The sequence below is a fragment of the Companilactobacillus bobalius genome, from assembly GCF_002179915.1.
Classification (GTDB): Bacteria; Bacillota; Bacilli; order Lactobacillales; family Lactobacillaceae; genus Companilactobacillus; species Companilactobacillus bobalius.
In genome coordinates this window covers 80,415-101,827 of record NZ_MYFM01000005.1, presented here as the reverse complement: position 1 = coordinate 101,827, position 21,413 = coordinate 80,415, and the positions used below count along the sequence as shown (strand labels likewise).

Here is a 21,413-nt window from a genome sequence, read left to right as displayed (position 1 = left end):
GACCACTTTCTCAGTCGGTAGCGAAGCGCCGGCACAGGAATCTGGCTTGTGTAGCTCGTTTCCACTATAAAACAATTTATAAGTACAAAAAAACTCAGTGTAGGCCATCAATATGGTTAATACACTGAGTTTTTTAGTCTTTAAATTTTAAGATATTCTCAACGGGTTCACGTTTTGATTGGTAAGTGTTGATTGTGGCATCTTTAGGATAATCAATAGAAATACCAATAACCAAAGTTTCGTCGTCAGGAATTTCCATTGCCTGGCGGATAACGTCTGGAAAACGCACGCTGGTGTACGTTGGAATTGTATCTAGTCCCTTATCTTTAGATGCTAACATCAAAGTCTGGGCAAATGAACCAGCATCGAAGACGGACCATAGTGAGGAACCTTTAGGAATCGTAAGAAAAATTATTGCAGGTGAATGATAAAGATTAGTGCTGGCACCACTCATTTTTTCGTGAGCTTCATCAAAGTTTTCAAAGTGGTGGACGATTTCATGACGCCACTGTTTCATATTGATTTGAGTCTCAGAACTCCAGTCATCACGGTGCATGACTGGGAAGTCAGGATTACCTTTTTCGGAATTTCTTTGGACGTAAGTATCCTTAATATTTTGGAGAGTTTTACCTGTAGCAACGTAAACTTTCCAAGGCTGGGAATTAACCCAAGAAGGGGCACGTTGGGCTAGTTTAATAAGCTCTGTTAAGTCTTTTTGAGTGACTGGTTGATCTTTGAAATCTCGAACCGAGTGACGCTTAGTAACGACATCTGTAAAATCCATATTCTTCTCCATTTCTTTTAAGTATTACTAAAAGCTATAGTAATCCATTATTAATAAGTATTTAACATTATAATAGTCAATCCGTATAATGAAATCAATCAATGAGTTAGGAAATGAGGTAGTCGTTTGGAATCAAAATTAAACTTAGATACGCCAGCATATGATGAGATTCAGAAAAATATCGATGTAAATCAAAAATTAGTTCAAGAATTGAATACTGGTGCGCATGATATTGATGAAGTTCGCAAAGTAGTCAGTCAAATCATTGATGAGAAGGTTGATCCATCGACTGAAATCCGTTTACCTTTTTACACTGATTATGGACGTAACTTGCACTTAGGTAAGAACGTCTTCATTAATGCCGGTGTAACTTTCACTGATTTAGGTGGAATTTATATTGGAAATAGAGTTTTGATTGGACCTAATGTGACGATTGTTTCAGTTAATCATCAGATTGATCCTAGTCAAAGACGACATTTAGATTTAAAACCAGTTTATATTCACGATAACGCTTGGTTGGGCGCGAATGTCACTGTCACGCCGGGAACAGTTATTGGTGAAAATGCAATTGTAGGTGCTGGGGCTGTGGTAACGAAAGATGTTCCCGCTAATACGATTGTGGCTGGAGTACCAGCTAAAATTATTAGAAGAATTGAGGTAGAAAATTAATGAGTTTAAAAGATAAAGTTGTTGTAATTATGGGAGCTTCTAGTGGTATCGGTGCCGCTACTGCAAAACTTTTGGCTAGTGAGGGTGCTAAAGTAACCATCGCCGCCAGAAGAATGAATCGTTTGGAAGAAATTAAAAAAGATAATCCTGATGGTGATATTTTAGCAGTAGAAGCTGATGTTACTAAAGCTGATGAGGTTCAAAATGTTATTGATAAAACTGTAGCTGAATATGGTCGTGTTGATGCTTTGTTCAATAATGCAGGAATCATGCCAGTTAATAACTTGGACCAAATTGCTCGTGATGAATGGCAAAATATGATGGACATCAATGTTAAAGGCGTTCTAAATGGTATTGCAGCAGCTCTACCAATTATGAAAAAGCAAAAGAGTGGTCATGTGATCACCACTTCATCAGTTTTAGGCTATGAAGTTTTACCCGGCTATGCAGCTTATTCAGGTACTAAGTATGCCGTTCGTGCAATTATGGAAGGACTCCGCCAAGAGGAACATCAGAATAATATCAAGACAACAATTATTGCCCCAGGTTCTGTTAAGACTGAACTTTTCGATTCGATCAACAATGACGAAGTACGTAATGGTTTGAAAGAAGCTATGAAGCAACCTGGTTCAGAAATAATGGCTCTTCGACCAGAAGAAATCGCCCAAGCGGTTGCTTTTGTAATTGATACCCCAGCTAATATGGCCGTAAATGAAATGGTAATTCGTCCTACAGGACAAGAGGTATAAACAAACTTATAATAGAAACGGTTACAAACAAGGAGGATTTTATGACAGTTTTTGATGAAACATTTACGATGAATAATGGTGTGAAGATTCCTAAATTAGCCTTAGGTGTTTGGGAAATTCCTGACGATCAAACAGCTGATGCTGTAAAGAATGCGGTTAAGATTGGCTACAGACATATTGATACTGCTCAAGCATATGGTAATGAACGTGGTGTCGGTGAAGGTGTTCGTAATGCTGGAATACCTCGTGATCAACTTTTCGTTAATTCAAAAGTTGCGGCTGAAATCAAGAATTACGATGAAGCTAAACAATCAATCGATGAAACTTTGAATAAGATGGGCTTAGATTACTTGGATATGATGATTATTCATAATCCACAACCTTGGAAAGAAGTTAACCAAGGCAACGACCGTCACTTTGAGGGCAATTTGGAAACATGGCGTGCAATGGAAGACGCTGTTAAAGCCGGTAAGTTAAAGACAATTGGTGTTTCAAGTTTCCAAAAAGAAGACTTGAATAATTTGATTAAGAATAGTGATACTAAACCTGCCGTCAACCAAGTTCAAATCCATATTGGTGATACACCAACTGATATTATCAAGTATTCACAGGATAACGGGATTGTTGTTGAAGCATTCTCACCAATTGCTCACGGTGCCGCAATGAATAATGATCTTATCAAGAAGATGGCTGCTAAATACAACGTCAGCGTGCCACAATTGTGCATTCGTTACGATTGGCAATTAAACGTAGTTGTTTTACCTAAGACAGCTAACCCAGATCACATGAAGTCAAACGCTGATATCGACTTTGAAATTTCTGATGAAGACATGGAGACTTTGGCAAAACTTGACCAAATGGAATATGGTGATGCTAGTGTATTCCCAGTCTTTGGTGGGAAACTATAAGGTATAAAAAACGTTTATATTAACTCATGTATATAAGAAGTAAAGTGCCTAATGATTGTTAGAAGAGAAATCTAATAATTATGAGGCACTTTTTTTGATATTTTTTCTAGTACAGTTAATTTTCACATATCTTAAAAATAGTTAATAATCAAAATCACTATTTTTCTATATTGGAATCACAATTATAGTGGTTTAAAAATAATAACTTTTGTTTATATTTCAATCGATAATGAAGAAAAAGCATAAAAAAATAAAATGATTTCAAAAAAATGGTGCATTCAACCCCAAATTAATTCAAAACATTATTTGCTTTATAGAATTAAATCATTTTAAATGTATAAGTTTATCGAAATATTGGTTATATTTTTTTTGATAGTGCTAAAATTTAAGGTATTAAGCTAATTAATTGCTCGTCGAAAATCGGAGGGGATTTTATGATGAAAAAAAAGAATATTAAATATATAGGTAGCGCTGTTGCAGTCGCACTGCTTGCCGCCGGTTCTCCAATTATTATTAATCAAGTAATTCCAACAATTGTCGTTAAGGCGGCTGGAGAAATTCTTCCTCCAGATAAAGCACCTGCATCGGCAAAGGATATGTTGACAAATTTTAGGAACCAATTCGATGATAGATATATTTCAAGTACAGATAGTTTGGTAGCTGCTTTACAAAATATGATAAACACAGATAAGGGAACTAGTTTCTTTTACTTTAATCCCCAAAATCCACAGTATCTTTATGATATCCAAAATAATAAAGGTATAAGTGGATTAAAAGATCGAGATAAAGTTACGGAATTAGGCACGTCACCTGGATATTTTGGGACATCTGATAGTTGGGATTTAACAGACTATTATTATCGTGATATTAAGGGCTATTTATCAATTACTGTCGATGGTAAAAACTCCCCAGAAACACTTACTCATCTTGGTACGAATTCTAATGATTCCAATGATCCTGATAGTCTTGCACAATTGGCATATGAAATTAAAAATAAAAATATTAAGTTGCCTATAACTGTTGGGGTTCACTTAGTTCAGAGTAAAGATTCTAAAGATGGTTATGGGACAACTTATCCACAAGGTTCTTTGTATGGTGTAAGTAGTGATTTAACAGATTTTTCTTTCAAAGTATACTCAAGTAGATTTGATATAACTAAAGATACTAATCAAGTGTCGGTATCGCATGGTACATCTATTTCGGATCAGAATAGTCCATTACAGAGTGGAAATGATTCACTTTCTGTAACTGATAATTTTTCTAATTTAACTAGTGATTCTGAAGATATGGGCAGAAAAGCTATTTACGGAAAACATCTCTTTAATTCAGCTAGTGCTGCTTTAGGGTATGCTCAAAGTAATACCTTTGATCCAAATGATTCTACGAGCAAAGTAGAGGGCACTGTAGATAAAGATGGCAAAGCTGTTACGGGTGGACCATATTATCAAACTGTTTCTTTTAAGTTGGATAATGGAAAAGATAAAGCCATTGAATATATGTTAAGTGGTGCAGATGATGATTTAACAGGTACTGTAATTCAACCATATGAAACATATATCAATGGCAGTGATACTCAGGCTACAGATGGTAAGAATGGTGATTATGTCTTCAACAGGGAAAAGAATTCAAGCGATAAAGTTATCGGAATGTTGACTATCGTTCGACCAGTTGTTGTTGAGGGTACTATTGGTTCTGATTTAACTACCCCCCAAGTTACTGTAGGTTCTTCAGCTTCTCCGACAGATAATTCTATTTTGTCAGATACATCTGATGATAAATTAAAGGATGAATCTGGAAATGAATTTGCTACTAGTGGAATTGAGTTTGGTACAACTTATTATAAAGATATCAAAACATCAGATGCAGATGTGGCAACGGATGTAGTTGATAATGGGAAATTTGCAAAGACCGGAACATACTATCGTAGAGTAACCTTTACCCTAGCCAATGGAAGTACAAATTCTCTTAAATTCTCAGGTAATAATTACGTTGGTACTACTGATACCACTGTTACATTTTCACAGCCGGTTACAGTTCAAAATGGTGTTTCAGCTAATATTGACAGTCCAAGTTCGGCGGTCGGTAATCCAGTATCAGATACTACCAGTGACGTTTCAGGTGATACATTAAGCAACGGAACTGATGAGGCATTAATTGATCATTCTCAAGGTAATAACGGAATCAGTTTTGGAACTGATTATTATGTTGATAACGGGGACAGCACTTATAGTGACATTCTAAATGGTAAGGCAACTGCTAAACCTGGAGTTGTTGATGCCAACAATAAATTTGCTAAAGATGGTGATTATCTACGTACGATTACCTTCTACTTAGTCAAGGGTACAATTGATACCAATAATTTTGAAGCCAGTGGTCAAACATATAGTAAGGATACAACTAATAACACTGTAACTTACATTCAAAAGGTTCACATAGCAACTAGTGCAACTGTCACACTTCCAGCTACAACAGTTAGTTCGGGTAGAACACTTATGGGTAAGAACTGGTCACCAGATAAAACATCAGCAAACCTGCCAATTGACCAACCAACCGTAACAGACAGTGCAGGAAAGAACCTTGTTAATGGTATTGTGTACGGAACTAATTGGACTGACAGTAAGGAAGAGGCTTTGAAAAATGTTGCTGCTGCTGACTCTTCCCACGCTTATAAATCTGTTAAGCGCTTATTTGGATTAGATGGTGATGTAATTTATCATACTGTTACTATTACCTTAATTGATGGAACTAGTATAAAGGATGAAATTAATTTTGAACCGAGTGGTCTAGTGGAAGGTGAAGACTATACTATTAATGGTGACACAATTACCTATGCTCAAAAGGGCACCTTCACTTCTGTTACGCCAGAAGTAAACATCGATGAAGAGAATGTTAATTTTGGCTCGAAGCTTACGGATATTGAGATGTCAACTCCTCCTATAGAAGATTCAGGAGTATCTATCTATATCCATCCATATGGTTTCGCTGGAACGAAACCTTACAATAATAATAGCGACGATGAGAATGCTAGATCTGTTGAGTACTCAAATATTTTTTATGATGATATTAATCATGAAAACGTGGACTCTGGAGTGGTAATCAATGGTGTTTTTGCTAAAACAGGATCCTTCTATCGTAAAGTAACCATTCCGCTGTTAGACGGTTGGGTTAACGGTTTTGATTATAGTACTGATAAAAATTTTGTTAGTGTTGATAAAAAAAATAATACAGTTACTTATTTTCAAAAAGTCAATGTAACAGCTCCAGATGTAACATCTAATATAACTACAGCCACTGCTAGTGTTGGCGAAACTGCAGATAATGTATCAGATAATGGGACAACGGATATAACGACAGAAACAACATTAGATGATGGAACGACTCAAACAAGTTCAATCATTGATGCGACAAAAACTAGTTATGGAAATCAATACTTCACTAGTGAGGCTGATGCTTTGAGCAAAACTGATGGTACAGAAGGGCCATTTACAACTGCATCTACCACTGATCCATATTATCGTCGCGTAACACTTACATTAGCTAGCGGCAAATTGAGTGATTATGAGATAAATGGAACAAGCGGTACAGATTACATTGATAATGGTGATGGCACGGTCACATTTGCTCAACCAGTTACTGTAGGTACTGCTGAAGTTACTCCAACACTTAAAGGAGATGTAACAGTTACTTCTGGTGAAGATATTTCTTCAGAGCAAGGTAACGAAACTAATACGATTACCGGAGTTGATGGTACTTCACTCGTCGATAAGGTTACATTCGGAGATTATTACCGAGCCGATAATGACGATGAAGCTGTAGTTTTGGCAGACATCTTAAGTGGTAATAATACTAATACGACAACTGATCCAGTAAATGGAACAGTTTATGGTAAAGCTGGAGATTACTATCGTACAGTTGTTCTTCACTTGAAGAAAGGTGCCCTAGATTCTTATACAATCAATGGTGCTACAGATGCCCAAATTAATAAGAATGATAATACAGTAACTTATCTCCAAAAGGTCACTGTAACAGTCCCAAAAGTAACATCTAAAATAACAGGAGCTACTGCTAAGGTTGGCGAAACTGCAGATAATGTATCAGATAATGGGACAACAGATATAACGTTAAATGATGGAACAGGTTCAATCATTGATAAAACTGCCTATGGAGATCAATACTTCACCAGTGCAACTAATGCTTTGAACAATATCGATGGAACAACGGGTGCATTCACAACAGTAACTACATCAGATAAACCATATTATCGTCGAGTAACACTAACATTAGCCAATGGTAAATTGTTGAGTGATTATGCAATCAACGGAATAAGCGGAACAGATTACATTGATAATGGCGATGGGACAGTCACATTTGCTCAACCAGTTACCGTGGGAGCCGCCGAGGTTACTCCAACACTTAAAGAAGACGTAACAGTTACTTCTGGTGAAGACATTTCCTCAGAACAAGGTGGAGAAACTAATACGATTACCGGTGTTAATGGCACTTCACTCGTAGATAAGGTTACATTCGGAGATTATTACCCAGCCGATAATACTGATGAAACTGTGGCATTGACTGATATTCTAGATGGAAAGATCAGTGCAACAACTGATCCAGTAAATGGAGCAGTTTATGGTAAAGCTGGAATTTACTATCGTACAATTATTCTTCATTTGACGGAAGGTGCCTTGAATTCTTATACAATCAAAGGTGCTACAGATGCTCAAATTGATAAGGATGCTAATACGGTAACTTATCTTCAAAAGGTTACGGTAGAAGCTGCCGAATTTACTCCAACTCTAAATGGAGATGTAACAGTTACTTCTGGTGAAGACATTTTCTCAGAACAAGGTGGAGAAACTAATACGATTGTTAAGAATAATTCAATCGTGGATAGTGTCACATTTGGAAGTTATTACCCAGCTGATAATACCGATGAGGCTGCGGCTTTAGCAGATATTCTAGGTGGAAAGACTAGTGCAACAACTGATCCAGTAAATGGAACAGTTTATGGCAAAGCGGGAACTTATTATCGTACAGTTGTTCTTCACTTGAAGAAAGATGCCTTAGACTCTTATACAATCAAGGGTGCTACAGATGCTCAAATTAATAAGAATGATAATACAGTAACTTATCTTCAAAAGGTCAATGTAATAGCTCCATCTGTAACGTCTAATATAACTGGAGCCATTGCTAAAGTTGGTGAAACTGCAGATAAAGTAACCGATGATGGAACGGCAGATATAACATTAAATGATGGAAGTTCAATTATTGATTCAACAAAAACAAGCTATGGAGATCAATACTTCACTAGTGCAACTAATGCTTTGAACAATATTGATGGAACAGCGGGTGCATTCACAACAATAACCGCATTAAATAAACCATACTATCGTCTCATAACAGTTACATTAGCCAATGGTAAATTGTTGAGTGATTATGCAATCAATGGAATAAGCGGAAAAGATTACATTGATAATGGCGATGGGACAGTAACATTTGCTCAACCGGTTACTGTAGATGCCGCTGAAGTTTCTCTAACTCTTAACGGTAATGACGATGTTACGGTTACCTCTGGTACCGATATTGCTTCAGAACAGGGTAACGAAAACAAAAAGATTATTAATGGCAATTCAATCGTAGATAACGTCACATTTGGAAGTTATTACCCAGCTGATAATACCGATGAGGCTGCGGCTTTAGCAGATATTCTAGGTGGAAAGACTAGTGCAACAACTGATCCAGTAAATGGAACAGTTTATGGCAAAGCGGGAACTTACTATAGTACAGTTATTCTTCATTTGACGGAAGGTGCCTTGAATTCTTATACGATCAAGGGTGCTACAGATGCTCAAATTAATAAAAATGATAATACAGTAACTTATCTTCAAAAGGTCAATGTAATAGCTCCATCTGTAACATCTAATATAACTGGAGCCAATGCTAAGGTTGGCGATTCCGTAAATAAATTAACAGATAATGGAACAGCAGATATAACATTAGATGACGGAAATTCAATAATTGATTCAACGAAAACAAGTTATGGAAACCAATACTATACTAGTGCAACTAATGCTTTGAAGAATATCGATGGAACAACGGGTGCATTCACAACAGTAACAACATCAGATAAACCATATTATCGTCTCGTAACACTAACGTTAGCCGATGGTAAATCATTAAGTGATTATGCAATCAACGGAACAAGTGGAAAAGATTACATTAATAATGGTAATGGGACAGTAACGTTTGCCCAAGAAGTAACCGTAACAGCTCCAACAGTAACGGTTCCGTCAGTAACGTCTAATATAACTGGAGCCAATGCTAAGGTTGGCGATTCCGTAAATAAATTAACAGATAATGGAACAGCAGATATAACATTAGATGACGGAAATTCAATCATTGATTCAACAAAAACAAGCTATGGAGATCAATACTTCACTAGTGCAATTAATGCTTTGAACAATATCGATGGAATTACGGGTTCATTTACAACCGCATCCGTATATTATCGTCTCGTAACACTAACATTATCTGATGGTAAATCATTGAGTGATTATGCAATCAATGGAACAAGTGGAAAAGATTATATTGATAATGGTGATGGGACAGTAACATTTGCCCAACAAGTGACTGTAAGTAAAGCAACAACTAATTCCATAGCAGCAACGGTTAATACCGATACAGTAACTTCCACAGTTGGTAGTTTGGTATCAACATTACCAGCAACTAACAAGAACTACACTTTGACCACCGCTGACGGAAAGACCATCGAAACTAAAGCAAGTGCAGGTACAACTGTATATAGGAATCAACAACTAAGTGATCTTGTAAAAGATTCAAGCTTTGATACGGCTGGAACATACTACCGTGTCATTACATTCAAAGTTGTCAACGATAATGATCAATATACGTTCACTGATCCAAATGTTATCTCTAATAAAGATGGAATAATTACTTATATTCAGGCAATTAATGTAACAGCTCCAGAGGTAACTGTGGCAACAGTTAATGTTGATAAAGTAACCTCTACAGTTGGTAGTTTGGTATCAACATTACCAGCAACTAACGAGAAATATACTCTAAAGACTACTGATGGAAAGACCATCAAAACTGAAGCAAGTGCAGGTACAACTGTATATAAGAATTATGATGCCGGAAAGCTTAGTGATCCTATAACAAGTTTTGACACAGTTGGAACATACTATCGTGTTATTACATTCAAGGCTGCTGACGCTGATAGATATTCGTTCGTTGATCCAAATGTTATCTCCAATAAAGATGGAGTAATCACTTATGTTCAACCAATTTCAGTCGGACAAGAAAGTGGAACTAAGGTAAGCCAAGCTGTTACTGATACTAAGAATGTTAAAGTTGATGTTAATGGTGAAGATTCGAGTTTGAGTTCTAAGGTCGGCTATTCATTAACTGATGCTGACGGAAATAGTTTGATTGATGCTCCAACTGCTGTTGCCGGCATTAGCTTTAGTCCTGAATACTATATTATGAAAGATAATACCTTAACACCGGCTGATTCTAGCGATGCCCATGACTATACAATCGCTAAAAAGGGTACTTATTACCGTAAGGTTATCTTCAAAGTTTCAGCTAATACAATTGCTAACTATGACTTTAGCGCCATTAAGGGAGAAGTTAATAAGACTGATAGTACGGTTAGTTTCCTTCAAAGAATTGATGCTTCAACTAATCCTGCTACGGCAACTATTGTCAGTCCAAGTGTTAGTTACAATACTTCATCTGATGCAGCTAGTTTGAAAGATCCAACTGGAGTAACTTTGCAAGATGACAAGGGAAATGCTATTAATTCTGGCAATCCAACCTTTAGTGGTATTTTCAGTACCAAGCAAAATGCTCAGAATGCTACATCTGATGATGGTAATGTTACTGGTGATTTGAGAGAAGGATCTTACTATCAAAGAGTTACTTTCCCATTGGCTGAAAATGATAATAATGCTTATGATTTTGGTGATGGAATAGTTTCTCAAGACGGTAAGTCAGTAACTTATATCCGTGAAATTACTGTTAAACCAAATACAAATACTGGTGGTAACACAGGTAACAACACTGGCAGCAATACCGGAAATAACAATAATACTACCGGTACAGGTGATGAAGATGACTGGACCTACTACTATGATAATTATGGTGTGGTCACAACTAAGACTGATCAGGATTCATATCAATTGAATAACCGTGCTAACGAAGCGATTGAGAATCGTGAATTAGATAAGAATACTTCATGGAAAACTGATGAATATCGGACAAATCGTGCGGGAGTTAAACAGTATCGTGTTGCGACAAACGAATGGATTGATTCTAACGATGTATACTTTGTTGGAAATGGTGATGAAGATGATTGGACTTATTACTATGACAATTATGGCGTAGTCAAAACTAAGGCTGATCAAGATTCATATCAATTGAATAATCGTGCTAACGAAATGATTAAGAACCGTGAATTAGATAAGAATACTTTATGGAAAACTGATGAATATCGGACAAATCGTGCGGGAGTTAAACAATATCGTGTTGCGACAAACGAATGGATTGATTCTCGCGATGTATACTTGATTGATAATGAAGATGACTGGACCTATTACAAAGATTCTGGTGTTGTTAGAACAGTTATCGGACAAGATTATTATTCATTGAAGAATTGGACTAATGAAACAGTGAAGAATCGTGCTTTAATTAAACAATCTTCATGGCTAACAGATCAATACCGTACTAACCGTGCAGGAGTTAAACAATACCATGTTGCAACAAACGAATGGATCGACTCACACGATGTAACCTTTATTAAAAATATTAAAGGTATCGTCAATGTCAATGAAGCTAGTTCTTATTACAAGCTTTACAATATCGATCGTGAAGTTATAAAGAATCGTGCGCTTCAAAAGGACACTTCATGGTTAGCCGATAAAGAGGCTATTGATCCAGCCGGAAATGTTTATTATCGAGTAGCAACAAATGAATGGGTAAAAAAAGTTGAAGGTGTTTATTTAGACACTAAGGCTTGGTATTAAGTAGAAACAGATTGATTTTAAATATGAAAAGGAAGGCCGAGAGGTCTTCCTTTTTTTCGTGATTTAGAAGTAGTATTAAATATTAGTAATGTAGCAAAGCAGATTTACAATAGCAACTACGCTATCACAAACGCAAAAGAATGGAATAAAGGATGGATCAATTATGGGGAATTTAGAATCTTATATAAATGATAGAGGCAAAGAAAGTTTGCCGAATATATTGGCAAGCCACGGTCAACAATAGGACGAATTGAAACAGGTAAAGTTAATGTAAGTTTGGATCTATTAAATGAAATTGCTGATGCTACGGGGATCAAGTTAGAAATTAAATATATTGCTAAATTTAAAAGTTGAATTTAGAAAATCATAGTATGTGTATAACGTATACTACTATGCCATTTTAGTAATTTTTTTATTCTGAATCTGGCTTTATACTAATGTCATTGATTAAGAAATAAACAATTAAAGAGAGGTTCAATCATATGACAGACATTACAAACTTTAAATTAAACGATGGTACAGAAATCCCATCATTTGGTTTCGGTACTTTTCAAATTCCCGCTGACGGTTCAACTTATAAAGCAGTTAGTGATGCTTTGAAATTAGGTTATCGCCACATTGATACAGCTGTAGCTTACTTCAATGAACAAGAAGTCGGTAAGGCCATCAAAGATAGTGGCATTCCTCGTGATCAAATCTGGGTTACTTCAAAACTATGGCTACAAGATTTTGCTTACGAAGATGCTAAAAAAGCTATTGATACATCACTTCAAAAATTAGGTTTAGATTACATGGATCTTTACTTGATTCACCAACCATATGGTAAAGTTGATGAAGCTTGGAAGGCTATGGAAGAAGCTAAGGCTGCTGGTAAAATTCGTTCAATTGGTGTTTCAAATATGACACCTAAGATCTGGAACAAGTGGGTACCAAACTTTGCTACAATGCCAAGTGTTAACCAAATTGAATACAATCCTTATTTCCAACAAAAAGAATTGCGTAAGATTATGGCTGATGCTCATGTAACACTTGAAGCTTGGGCTCCATTAGGTCAAGGAAGTAAAGATTTGTTCGCAGAACCATTGTTGAACGATTTGGCTAAGAAATATGGCAAAGATGTCGGTCAAATTATTCTTCGCTTCGAACATCAAGAAGGTGTAATCGTCTTTCCTAAATCAGTTCATGAAGCACGTATCAAGTCAAACAAGGAAATCTTTGATTTTGCTTTAACATCAGACGAAATGGATGCTATCCGTGCTTTGGACCGTAATGGTAAAGGAATGCACAATCCTGATGATGACGGCGTTGAAGAAATGCTTTTGAACGCTTTTGATGTTCATGCTAACGACTAATTTAACAAGTTGGTAAAAATACTTTTTAAAATTAAATAGGCTATCTATCTTATGACATTAGTCGTTGATAGATGGCCTATTTTAATAGCTATTACTATTTTGTAGATTTTCCTAGTATAACTAAAAGTAATAGGCATCTATAGAATATTGGTATTAGACATAATTCAAACTTGGCTCTACCATGAAGACAATTTCAGAAAATGGTGAGAAAAAGATGAAAATTTTAAAAAATGTTCTACTTGTCATAGGCACATTGATATTACTAACTGGTTGTGGTCAGAAGAAAGAACAGACATCCAGTCAGGCTGTTTCTAAAAATAGGGTTAGTCAAGTAACGACATCTGATCCAAAAACTAATGTAAAAATTACAGTTTCAATTAATGGTACAAATTTGAAAGCACATTTAAACAATTCCAGTGCTGCCAAAGCTTTTGCTAAAGAATTACCAGTTACTTTGAGTTTTAGAGATTATGCAGGATTGCCAGAAAAAGTTGCTGATTTAAATCATAGTTTATCTACTAAGGGAATGCCTAGTGGACATGTTGGAACAAAGGGTTCAATTGGTTACTGGTCTCCAGAACAGAGAATTGTTCTTTATTGGGGAACTGAAGAGTATTACGAGGGAATTCATATCATTGGAAAATTCGATTCTGCTAATTATCGTAGTGTAATTAAGAATATGGGTAATAATGTCGATATTAGGATATCTAAGGATTAATTTATGAGAAAAATGATTATAAGTGTCTTGCTATTAGTAGGAATGTTAATGATTGCGGGATGTGGTAAAAAAGATGTTAGTGCGAATAATAATGGACCATCTGCAGGTAAAGTTGCGAATACTAAAACTAAATCAGTTAATGATCAAGTTTGGCATGTGAAATATAATAATGAAGATATTTATGGTCACATTTACACAGCTAAAAATCATCCTAAAAAGATGCCGCTTGCAATTGTTTCTCACGGGTTAGGTGGTAATTATCAGGAGTTAGAGAGTTATGCTAAGAACTTGGCCAATCAGGGGTATTTAGCATATTCATTTGATTTTCCTGGGGGTAGCTATAATGGACAAAGTACTGGTATAAAGCAAACTCAGATGTCGATTCTTACGGAAGAACAAGATTTATTGGCTGTAAAAGAAGCATTACAAAAAAGGATGATGTACTAAAGCATCGCGTTCTTTTGGTTGGTGGTAGTCAAGGAGGGGTTGTCTCAGCTTTGGCAGCATCAAATCACCCACAAGATATTGAGGGATTAGCTTTAATGTATCCTGCGTTTTCGATTACACATGATGCTCAAGAGCAATATAGTTCATTCGATCAAGTACCTAAAACGCATGATTTAATGGGATTTACAGTTGGACGTAATTATTATAAAGAATTACTAAATATGGATATAACTAAGGCAGCGACTAAGTATAAGGGCCCCGTCTTAATTGTCCATGGTAATAGTGACGATATTGTTCCCATCAAGTATCCTAGACAGGCTGCTCATAATTTTAAGAGTGTTCATTTTATAGTGTTGAGAAATGCCGGTCATGGATTTTATGGTAAAGATTTGAAATTGGCGTTAAGGGACCTCGATGAGTTTGTAGAAAATGAAAACTGATTTTAAGTTATTTGAAGATATGCAAAAGGCCTTCGGATTTTGTTCCGAGGGCCTTTTGTGTACATTAATTTAGATATTTATCCCATGCTTCATTCATTGTCTTTAAAATAGGATTAATGTTCTTCTTTTGATTTTTTAAGTAAGCTGCATAAAAATCGACTTTAGCGGCATCGTCACTAATAGGGACGTTGATTTGATCGTGACCTTCCATTTCTAATTTGCGGTCAATTTTAGAAATATTAGTTGTGAAATAAGGAAAATCAGAATACTTGGTGATTTCACGAAATGCTTCTTGTTGATCTTGATATAAGAATTTTGCATCGGGGATTTGTTTCTCGGTGATGTTTTTCCAGATACCGATATCAGCAATGACAATGAAACTCAAGCCTTTAAGATCAGCAAAAGAAACTGCTTTTTTATTAGCCAAAAGGGTAAATTGGTTTAAGTTAACAGAAAGCTCTTCTGTTCCGATAAAACGTGACTCAATATTATCAGTCATTATCTCCTGATTAGTTAGTATAAAAGAATAATTGTGATCCAAAAGTTCTTTAGTTACGTCTCCAGGATTAATTAAGTTATCGTCAATATCGATTTTTGCCTGAGCCAGTTTAGATTTTTTTAAATGGCGTAATAGAATCAAAGGACCGGGGGCAACAGCACCAATGCGGATATTTTTGTGATTATAGTCGTACTTCTGCACGGTATTGATAAAGTTATTATTCTGATCAATGACTTTTTGAGCTTCTTTGGCAGCCAGCTCTCCAGTTTTGGTTAATGTGATGCGGTTGGGCTGACGATCAAAGATTTCAACGGCCAATTCGTCTTCCAGTTTCTGCATTCCCCGTGTAACGGTAGGCTGAGTCACCATCAGATGTTCAGCCGTGGAAGCTAGAGTTCCATATTTTTTAAATGCTACTAATTCCTCAAGTAAATAATTATCAATCATTATATATGCCTCACAGTATACGCTACATGTATGCTAGCATATATATCTAGTAATTTTCAAACCATAAGTCTGGTCATAGAATGTATTCATAAAGTAAATAACGACGAGGTAGAAAATAATGCAAACAGTTAAATTAAATAATGGAATTGAAATGCCACAATTAGGATTCGGAGTTTTCCAAGTAACAGACTTAGAACAATGTAAACAAGCCGTGTTAGATGCAATCAATGCTGGTTATCGTTTGATTGATACAGCTGCAGCTTACCAAAATGAAACAGCCGTTGGTGAAGCTATCAAAGAAAGCGGCGTCGATCGCAAAGATTTGTTCATCACTTCAAAATTATGGGTTTCAGACTTTACTTATGACAGAGCCAAGAAGGGTATTGAAACTTCTTTGAATAATTTAGGCGTAGATTATATTGATATGTATCTTTTACACCAACCATATGGCGACACAATTGGCGCTTGGAGAGCTTTGGAAGAGGCTTATAAAGCTGGAAAAATTCGTGCTATTGGTGTTTCAAACTTTTATGCTGATCAATTGAAGAATTTGGAATTGACTACTGATATTAAACCAGTAGTAAACCAAATTGAAGTTAATCCTTGGTATCAACAGAACTCAGAAGTTGACTTTGCTCAAAGAGAAGATATTACAGTTGAAGCCTGGGCACCATTCGCCGAAGGTAAACATGACATCTTCACTAATGAAACAATTGCTCAGATTGCTAAAAAGTATGGCAAGTCTAACGGACAAGTGATTTTAAGATGGTTATTACAACGCGGCATTGTCGTGATTCCTAAGTCAGTTCATGTTAATAGAATTAAGGAAAATATTGATGTCTTTGATTTCGAATTAACTGCCGACGAAATGAAAACAATGGCTAACTTGGATAAAGGTGAGAGCCAATTCTTTGATCACCGTGATCCTGTAACTATTGAACAGATTTTTGGCTCAAGTTTAGCTAAATTAAAATAATTGGGAGAAATTTAAATGACAAAAGTATTAGTTTTAGGTGCTAACGGACAAATTGCCCGTATCGTTGAAGAGCGACTATTAAAAGAACAACCAGATGTGGAATTGACTTTATTCTTACGTAATAGTCAACGACTAGCTGATTTGGACGACAATGAAAATGTAACACTTGTCGATGGCGACATTACTGATTACGATGCAGTTAATGCTGCTATGAAAGGTCAAGACGTAGTTTATATTGCGATGGTTGATCACACTAAGGATAATGTCATTACTAAGAATGTAATTAAGTCGATGAAGGAAAATAATGTTGGCCGTATTATCGAATCAAGTTTGTTAGGACTCTATCATGAGGTTCCTGGTGAATTTGGTCGTTGGAATGATGAGATGGTTCAAAGTGGTTTGGCCGCTGCTATCAATGCTGACAAACTCTTATCTGAATCTGGTCTAACGTATACTACATTACGTTTTCCATGGTTGAATGATCGTGATGAAGTTAAATATACGATTACTCACAGAAGTGACCAATATGTTGGTGTTTCAGGTTCTCGCCAAAGTATGGCTGATGTAATTGTTAAGATTATTGCTGATCCAGAATATTTGAAGAACGATTCTGTTGGTATTGCTAATGCTGATACACAAGGTGAAGATCGACCTGTTTATTAAAATTGAAGTAAAAAAGAAGCTAAGGATCCCCATTTAGAGGAATTTCTTAACTTCTTTTTTGTTAATTTACAAATAGTAATAACATCTAACTGGTTAAAATTTATTATAAAGGCTATACAACTCTATCTGTGATTTTATCAAAATAGTATAATAAAAATACAAAAACTTAGTGTGTTCCCTTCGTCTATTCTTATTACTGGAGGTGTTGCAAATGAATTTTTTGCATCGAATCCTAGTCTAATTATAGGAGTTAACTTTGGAATATCTTTCCATTGTATTCTTGATCTTAGTGATAATATTACTATTGATCGAGGAAACAAAGCGTTAGATACAAAAAAGGGCCAGACACTTGGGATGTCTGACCTGAATAGCATTTAGTTTCATAAAATATTTAGGCGAAGACATTAAAGTTTTTGGGACTGAAGATTGCCGTCTTTAGTCTTTTTTAATGCCTTCGTTTATAGATAAATAGTAGCACGAAATACTAAATGATATCAATTAATTCTTCTTGATATACAAGTCTTGTAGTAAGCTGAATTTCCTTATTTCAAACTGGCATATTTTTCAAGGGAACGGATCATTTGAGCTGTGAAACCTGATTCGTTGTCATACCAAGCAACGGTTTTAACCAATTGGCTTGAGCCTGATCCAACAACTTGTGTTTGAGTAGGGTAAAAGATTGATCCAAAGCTAGTACCGATAACATCTGAAGAAACGATTTCGTCATCATTGTATCCGAATGATTGGCTTCCATCAGTATACTTTTTAATAGCTGCATTAACTTGGTCAACGGTAACTTCTTTATCCAAAGTTGTTACTAATTCAGTAACTGAACCTGTGATTGTTGGTACACGTTGAGCATGTCCATCCATTTTACCTTTCAAATCAGGAATAACTAAACCAAGGGCTTTAGCGGCACCAGTTGAATGAGGGATGATATTTTCAGCAGCGGCACGGGCAGCACGAACATTTCCGTTACGTTCTGGACCATCTTGCAACATTTGTGTAGCTGTATAAGCGTGAACAGTTGTCATAGAACCTGCTTTAATGCCAAATTCCTTGTTCACAGCATTGGCTAATAAGGCAATACAGTTAGTTGTACATGAACCAACAGAAGCAATTCTGACATCGTTTGTCAAAGTATCTTCGTTAACTCCGTAAACAATAGTAGGCATTTGACCTGATGGGGCAGAAATCATAACACGTTTGGCACCAGCATCAAGATGAGCTTGAGCTTTTTCGGTTGAAGTGTAGAAGCCTGTACACTCAAGAACGATATCGACACCGTCATTTGCGACCCATTTCAGATCACGAGCATCTCTTTCTGCGTAAACGGGAATACGTTTTTTGTTGTAGATAATAGCGTTGTCTTCATTACTGATTGAATCAATTTTAAAATTACCATGAGCTGTATCATATTTTAACAAGTGAGCCAACATATGTGGTGATGTCAAATCGTTAATTGCAACAACTTCCAAATCTGTTTTACCTTGATCTTGAAGTTCGGCGATTCTTCTAAAATCTAGACGACCAATACGGCCGAATCCGTTAATACCAATTTTTGTTGTCATAATTAATTCCTCCTCGTTGTCTTTCTCTTAACTTACAAGTACAGTATATGGAGTATTGGATATATAATAAACTACGAGAATAAGAAACTTGATATATAAAAAAATGATACCTGAGGAGTTAATTATGAACATTGATACTTTTAAGATGATTATTGCAATCGCCCAAAGTGGCAGTATTTCTGGAGCCGCAGATCAGTTGGGTTATGCTCAATCTAATATTTCCGCTAGGGTTCATCAATTAGAAGCAGATTTAGAGACTTCGCTATTTTATAGAACGAACCGTGGGGTCATTTTAACTGATGATGGTAATAAGTTTTACAAAAAAGCTGTCGAGATAGTTAATTTAACTGAGGATACAATTAATCAATTGCAACATCCTAAAGTGATTGAGGGTGATCTTAAAATAGGTACTTTACAAGCAGCATCTGCTACTTATTTACCACCGATATTGACACAATATCATCAAGCCTTTCCAAAAGTTCGTTTAACAATTGAGACAGGAAATCCGACTGACAATATCGATCATGTTTTAGATTATGAATTGAATGGAGCGGTAATTGGGGAAAATATTGAGAATCCTTCCTTGAATTTCATACCTTTAGCAAAGGAAAAACTCTGTATTGTTTCCGTTACTCCTGAATTGCCAGACTTAAAAACAGCACCATTTCTGGTTTTTCAAACTGGTTGCGTCTATCGGGATGTCGTTGACGATTGGTTGAAGTCACAAGGTTTGGTGATTCATGAAGCAATCGAATTCAATTATTTGGATGCCGTTATGGCCAGTGCTTGTGCAGGTTTAGGAATCGCAATTGTACCTGAAAAGATTGCGGATTCGTTTGTTAAAAATCATTTATTGTATAAGACAGAATTACCTGTAAAATTTTCAGAAATACAATTACGTTTTATTTATCGTAAGGATTATTTGATCAATAAACCTTTCGAAGAATTTATTAACATTCTTGAAAATAATTAATGTCATTTACTATCAAATGGTTTCGAATAGTCAATTATGGAGTAGAAAAAAGCTGAGAATAATATTCCCAGCTTTTTTATGTATTATATTGTAAAGACACCATTATCAAATGGTAATTCAACTGCAACGTTATCAGTTAAAGTGAATTCTTTTACGTTCTCAAAAACTTTCTTAAAATCAGTAGCTTCATCATCGCTGAAAAGCTCCATAATTTTCTTCATGATGTCATCTTTATCCATTGAAGTATGGAATTTGTAGAAATCTAATACTTTTCCAGTAGAGTTCATGGCAACGAAAGTGCTGCTGCTGTTCTTATTAGTGTATAAGTAACAAACGTTATCCAAGTAACCAGTTGCGTCTTTTTTATAAAGTTCCAAGTTATCCAATCCAATATTTGATAATTTAACAAACTTAGTTTGTTTATCCATTATTATACCTACATTTTCTATTTTATTTACGATATCTATGTATAAGTTATTTTGAGTTTGATAAGGTCTTTTGTCAAATGTCATTCTATAATTCGAAATGCAAGCGGTTTACTTAATTTGTAACATAATTGTAACTTATGAAGAAATTTTTAACGTGATATATTAAGTATCTGTTGTTAAATATGTAATTAAATATAGGAGTGTGCAAATGCCACGTAATTTAAAAGAAGAAATTGTATTCACAGCCATTATGGCCGGATTGATGGTGCTAGTAATGACGGGATATAATGTTGCCATGGCTCAGGGGCTCAGCAGTGAGTTGCCAATGGCAATTTTAAGCGCCTATCCACTAGGTTTAGGTGTCGCTATCGTATTGGATCTACTAATTGTTGGACCAATCGCTAAAGGATTAGCTTTCAAATATATTATTAATGATTATATGAAGAAAAACACTATTTTGATCGGTATTACAATCTCAGTTTTGATGATTTTTGGTATGGTAACTTTGATGTCATTCTTCGGAATCGCCGTTGAGGGCAAGTTATCTCAAGGACATGTACTAGCTACTTATGGTCATACTTGGATTTTTAATTTGATTGTTGCTCTACCTTTACAACTATTGATTGTTGGACCAATTGCTCGTGGAGTATTGGGTAAGATGCAAAAGACAGTTGCTAAGGTTGAAGAAACAGAAGCAGAAACAAAAGCTGCTAAAGAAGAAATTTAAGCTAATTAATAAAGCTTC

The 21,413-nt window shown here is 35.7% G+C and carries 16 protein-coding genes and 1 pseudogene; 13 read left to right on the top strand and 4 right to left on the bottom strand.

What is annotated here, in order from left to right; genetic code table 11:
* Window positions 1–133 precede the first annotated feature (133 nt).
* Window positions 134–784 (bottom strand): nitroreductase, encoded by a 651-nt coding sequence (locus tag LKACC16343_RS08545; protein WP_056951108.1) that lies wholly within the window; start codon window positions 782–784, stop codon window positions 134–136.
* A 126-nt stretch (window positions 785–910) separates the two neighbouring features.
* On the opposite strand from LKACC16343_RS08545, the gene LKACC16343_RS08540 reads away from it, so the two are divergent.
* The 9 genes and pseudogenes from LKACC16343_RS08540 (at window position 911) to LKACC16343_RS08500 (ending at window position 15,111) form a co-directional block, all read left to right on the top strand.
* Window positions 911–1,453 (top strand): sugar O-acetyltransferase, encoded by a 543-nt coding sequence (locus LKACC16343_RS08540; RefSeq protein ID WP_056951111.1) that lies wholly within the window; start codon window positions 911–913, stop codon window positions 1,451–1,453.
* A complete protein-coding gene (locus LKACC16343_RS08535) occupies window positions 1,453–2,202 on the top strand; it encodes an SDR family oxidoreductase (protein ID WP_056951113.1) in 750 nt (249 codons plus the stop codon). Before LKACC16343_RS08540 ends, LKACC16343_RS08535 begins: the two co-directional genes overlap by 1 nt.
* A 41-nt stretch (window positions 2,203–2,243) precedes the next feature.
* On the top strand, window positions 2,244–3,110 hold the full coding sequence (locus tag LKACC16343_RS08530; RefSeq protein ID WP_056951115.1) for an aldo/keto reductase: 867 nt from the start codon (window positions 2,244–2,246) through the stop codon (window positions 3,108–3,110).
* A gap of 434 nt (window positions 3,111–3,544) precedes the next feature.
* On the top strand, window positions 3,545–12,154 hold the full coding sequence (locus tag LKACC16343_RS08525) for a beta strand repeat-containing protein (protein ID WP_056951117.1): 8,610 nt from the start codon (window positions 3,545–3,547) through the stop codon (window positions 12,152–12,154).
* A gap of 210 nt (window positions 12,155–12,364) precedes the next feature.
* Window positions 12,365–12,508, top strand: a pseudogene (locus tag LKACC16343_RS08520) (helix-turn-helix transcriptional regulator); the annotation flags it as partial.
* A 128-nt stretch (window positions 12,509–12,636) separates the two neighbouring features.
* Window positions 12,637–13,506 (top strand): aldo/keto reductase, encoded by an 870-nt coding sequence (locus LKACC16343_RS08515; RefSeq protein ID WP_056951119.1) that lies wholly within the window; start codon window positions 12,637–12,639, stop codon window positions 13,504–13,506.
* Between the two features lie 214 nt (window positions 13,507–13,720).
* Window positions 13,721–14,224, top strand: a complete 504-nt coding sequence (locus tag LKACC16343_RS08510) for a cyclophilin-like fold protein (RefSeq protein WP_056951121.1) — start codon at window positions 13,721–13,723, stop codon at window positions 14,222–14,224.
* A 3-nt stretch (window positions 14,225–14,227) separates the two neighbouring features.
* On the top strand, window positions 14,228–14,671 hold the full coding sequence (locus LKACC16343_RS08505) for an alpha/beta hydrolase family protein (RefSeq protein WP_056951123.1): 444 nt from the start codon (window positions 14,228–14,230) through the stop codon (window positions 14,669–14,671).
* Between the two features lie 14 nt (window positions 14,672–14,685).
* Window positions 14,686–15,111 carry an alpha/beta hydrolase family protein gene (locus LKACC16343_RS08500; protein WP_234032602.1) on the top strand — a complete coding sequence of 142 codons (426 nt, stop codon included), beginning with the start codon at window positions 14,686–14,688 and terminating at the stop codon, window positions 15,109–15,111.
* Between the two features lie 64 nt (window positions 15,112–15,175).
* Here the strand turns inward: LKACC16343_RS08500 and LKACC16343_RS08495 are convergent, their stop codons facing one another.
* Entirely contained in the window at window positions 15,176–16,057 is an 882-nt protein-coding gene (locus tag LKACC16343_RS08495; protein WP_056951127.1) for a LysR family transcriptional regulator, read from the bottom strand.
* 118 nt (window positions 16,058–16,175) lie between these two features.
* Between LKACC16343_RS08495 and LKACC16343_RS08490 the strand changes: the two genes are divergently transcribed.
* Both LKACC16343_RS08490 and LKACC16343_RS08485 read left to right on the top strand, forming a co-directional pair.
* Window positions 16,176–17,033, top strand: a complete 858-nt coding sequence (locus tag LKACC16343_RS08490; protein WP_056951129.1) for an aldo/keto reductase — start codon at window positions 16,176–16,178, stop codon at window positions 17,031–17,033.
* Window positions 17,034–17,048: 15 nt separating this feature from the next.
* Window positions 17,049–17,696, top strand: coding sequence for an NAD(P)H-binding protein (locus tag LKACC16343_RS08485; RefSeq protein WP_056951131.1), 648 nt, complete (start codon window positions 17,049–17,051; stop codon window positions 17,694–17,696).
* 542 nt (window positions 17,697–18,238) lie between these two features.
* On the opposite strand, the gene gap is transcribed toward LKACC16343_RS08485, so the two are convergent.
* Window positions 18,239–19,267 carry a type I glyceraldehyde-3-phosphate dehydrogenase gene (gene gap / locus LKACC16343_RS08480; RefSeq protein ID WP_056951132.1) on the bottom strand — a complete coding sequence of 343 codons (1,029 nt, stop codon included), beginning with the start codon at window positions 19,265–19,267 and terminating at the stop codon, window positions 18,239–18,241.
* 124 nt (window positions 19,268–19,391) lie between these two features.
* Here gap and LKACC16343_RS08475 point away from each other — a divergent pair, with 124 nt between their 5' ends.
* Entirely contained in the window at window positions 19,392–20,240 is an 849-nt protein-coding gene (locus LKACC16343_RS08475; RefSeq protein ID WP_056951134.1) for a LysR family transcriptional regulator, read from the top strand.
* An 83-nt stretch (window positions 20,241–20,323) separates the two neighbouring features.
* Here LKACC16343_RS08475 and LKACC16343_RS08470 read toward each other — a convergent pair whose 3' ends face one another.
* Window positions 20,324–20,668: a hypothetical protein gene (locus LKACC16343_RS08470; RefSeq protein ID WP_056951136.1), complete on the bottom strand. Its 345-nt coding sequence runs from the start codon at window positions 20,666–20,668 to the stop codon at window positions 20,324–20,326.
* Window positions 20,669–20,876: 208 nt separating this feature from the next.
* Between LKACC16343_RS08470 and LKACC16343_RS08465 the strand changes: the two genes are divergently transcribed.
* Complete coding sequence (locus LKACC16343_RS08465) at window positions 20,877–21,395, top strand: DUF2798 domain-containing protein (protein WP_056951138.1); 519 nt, start codon at window positions 20,877–20,879, stop codon at window positions 21,393–21,395.
* The last annotated feature ends 18 nt before the right edge of the window (window positions 21,396–21,413 follow it).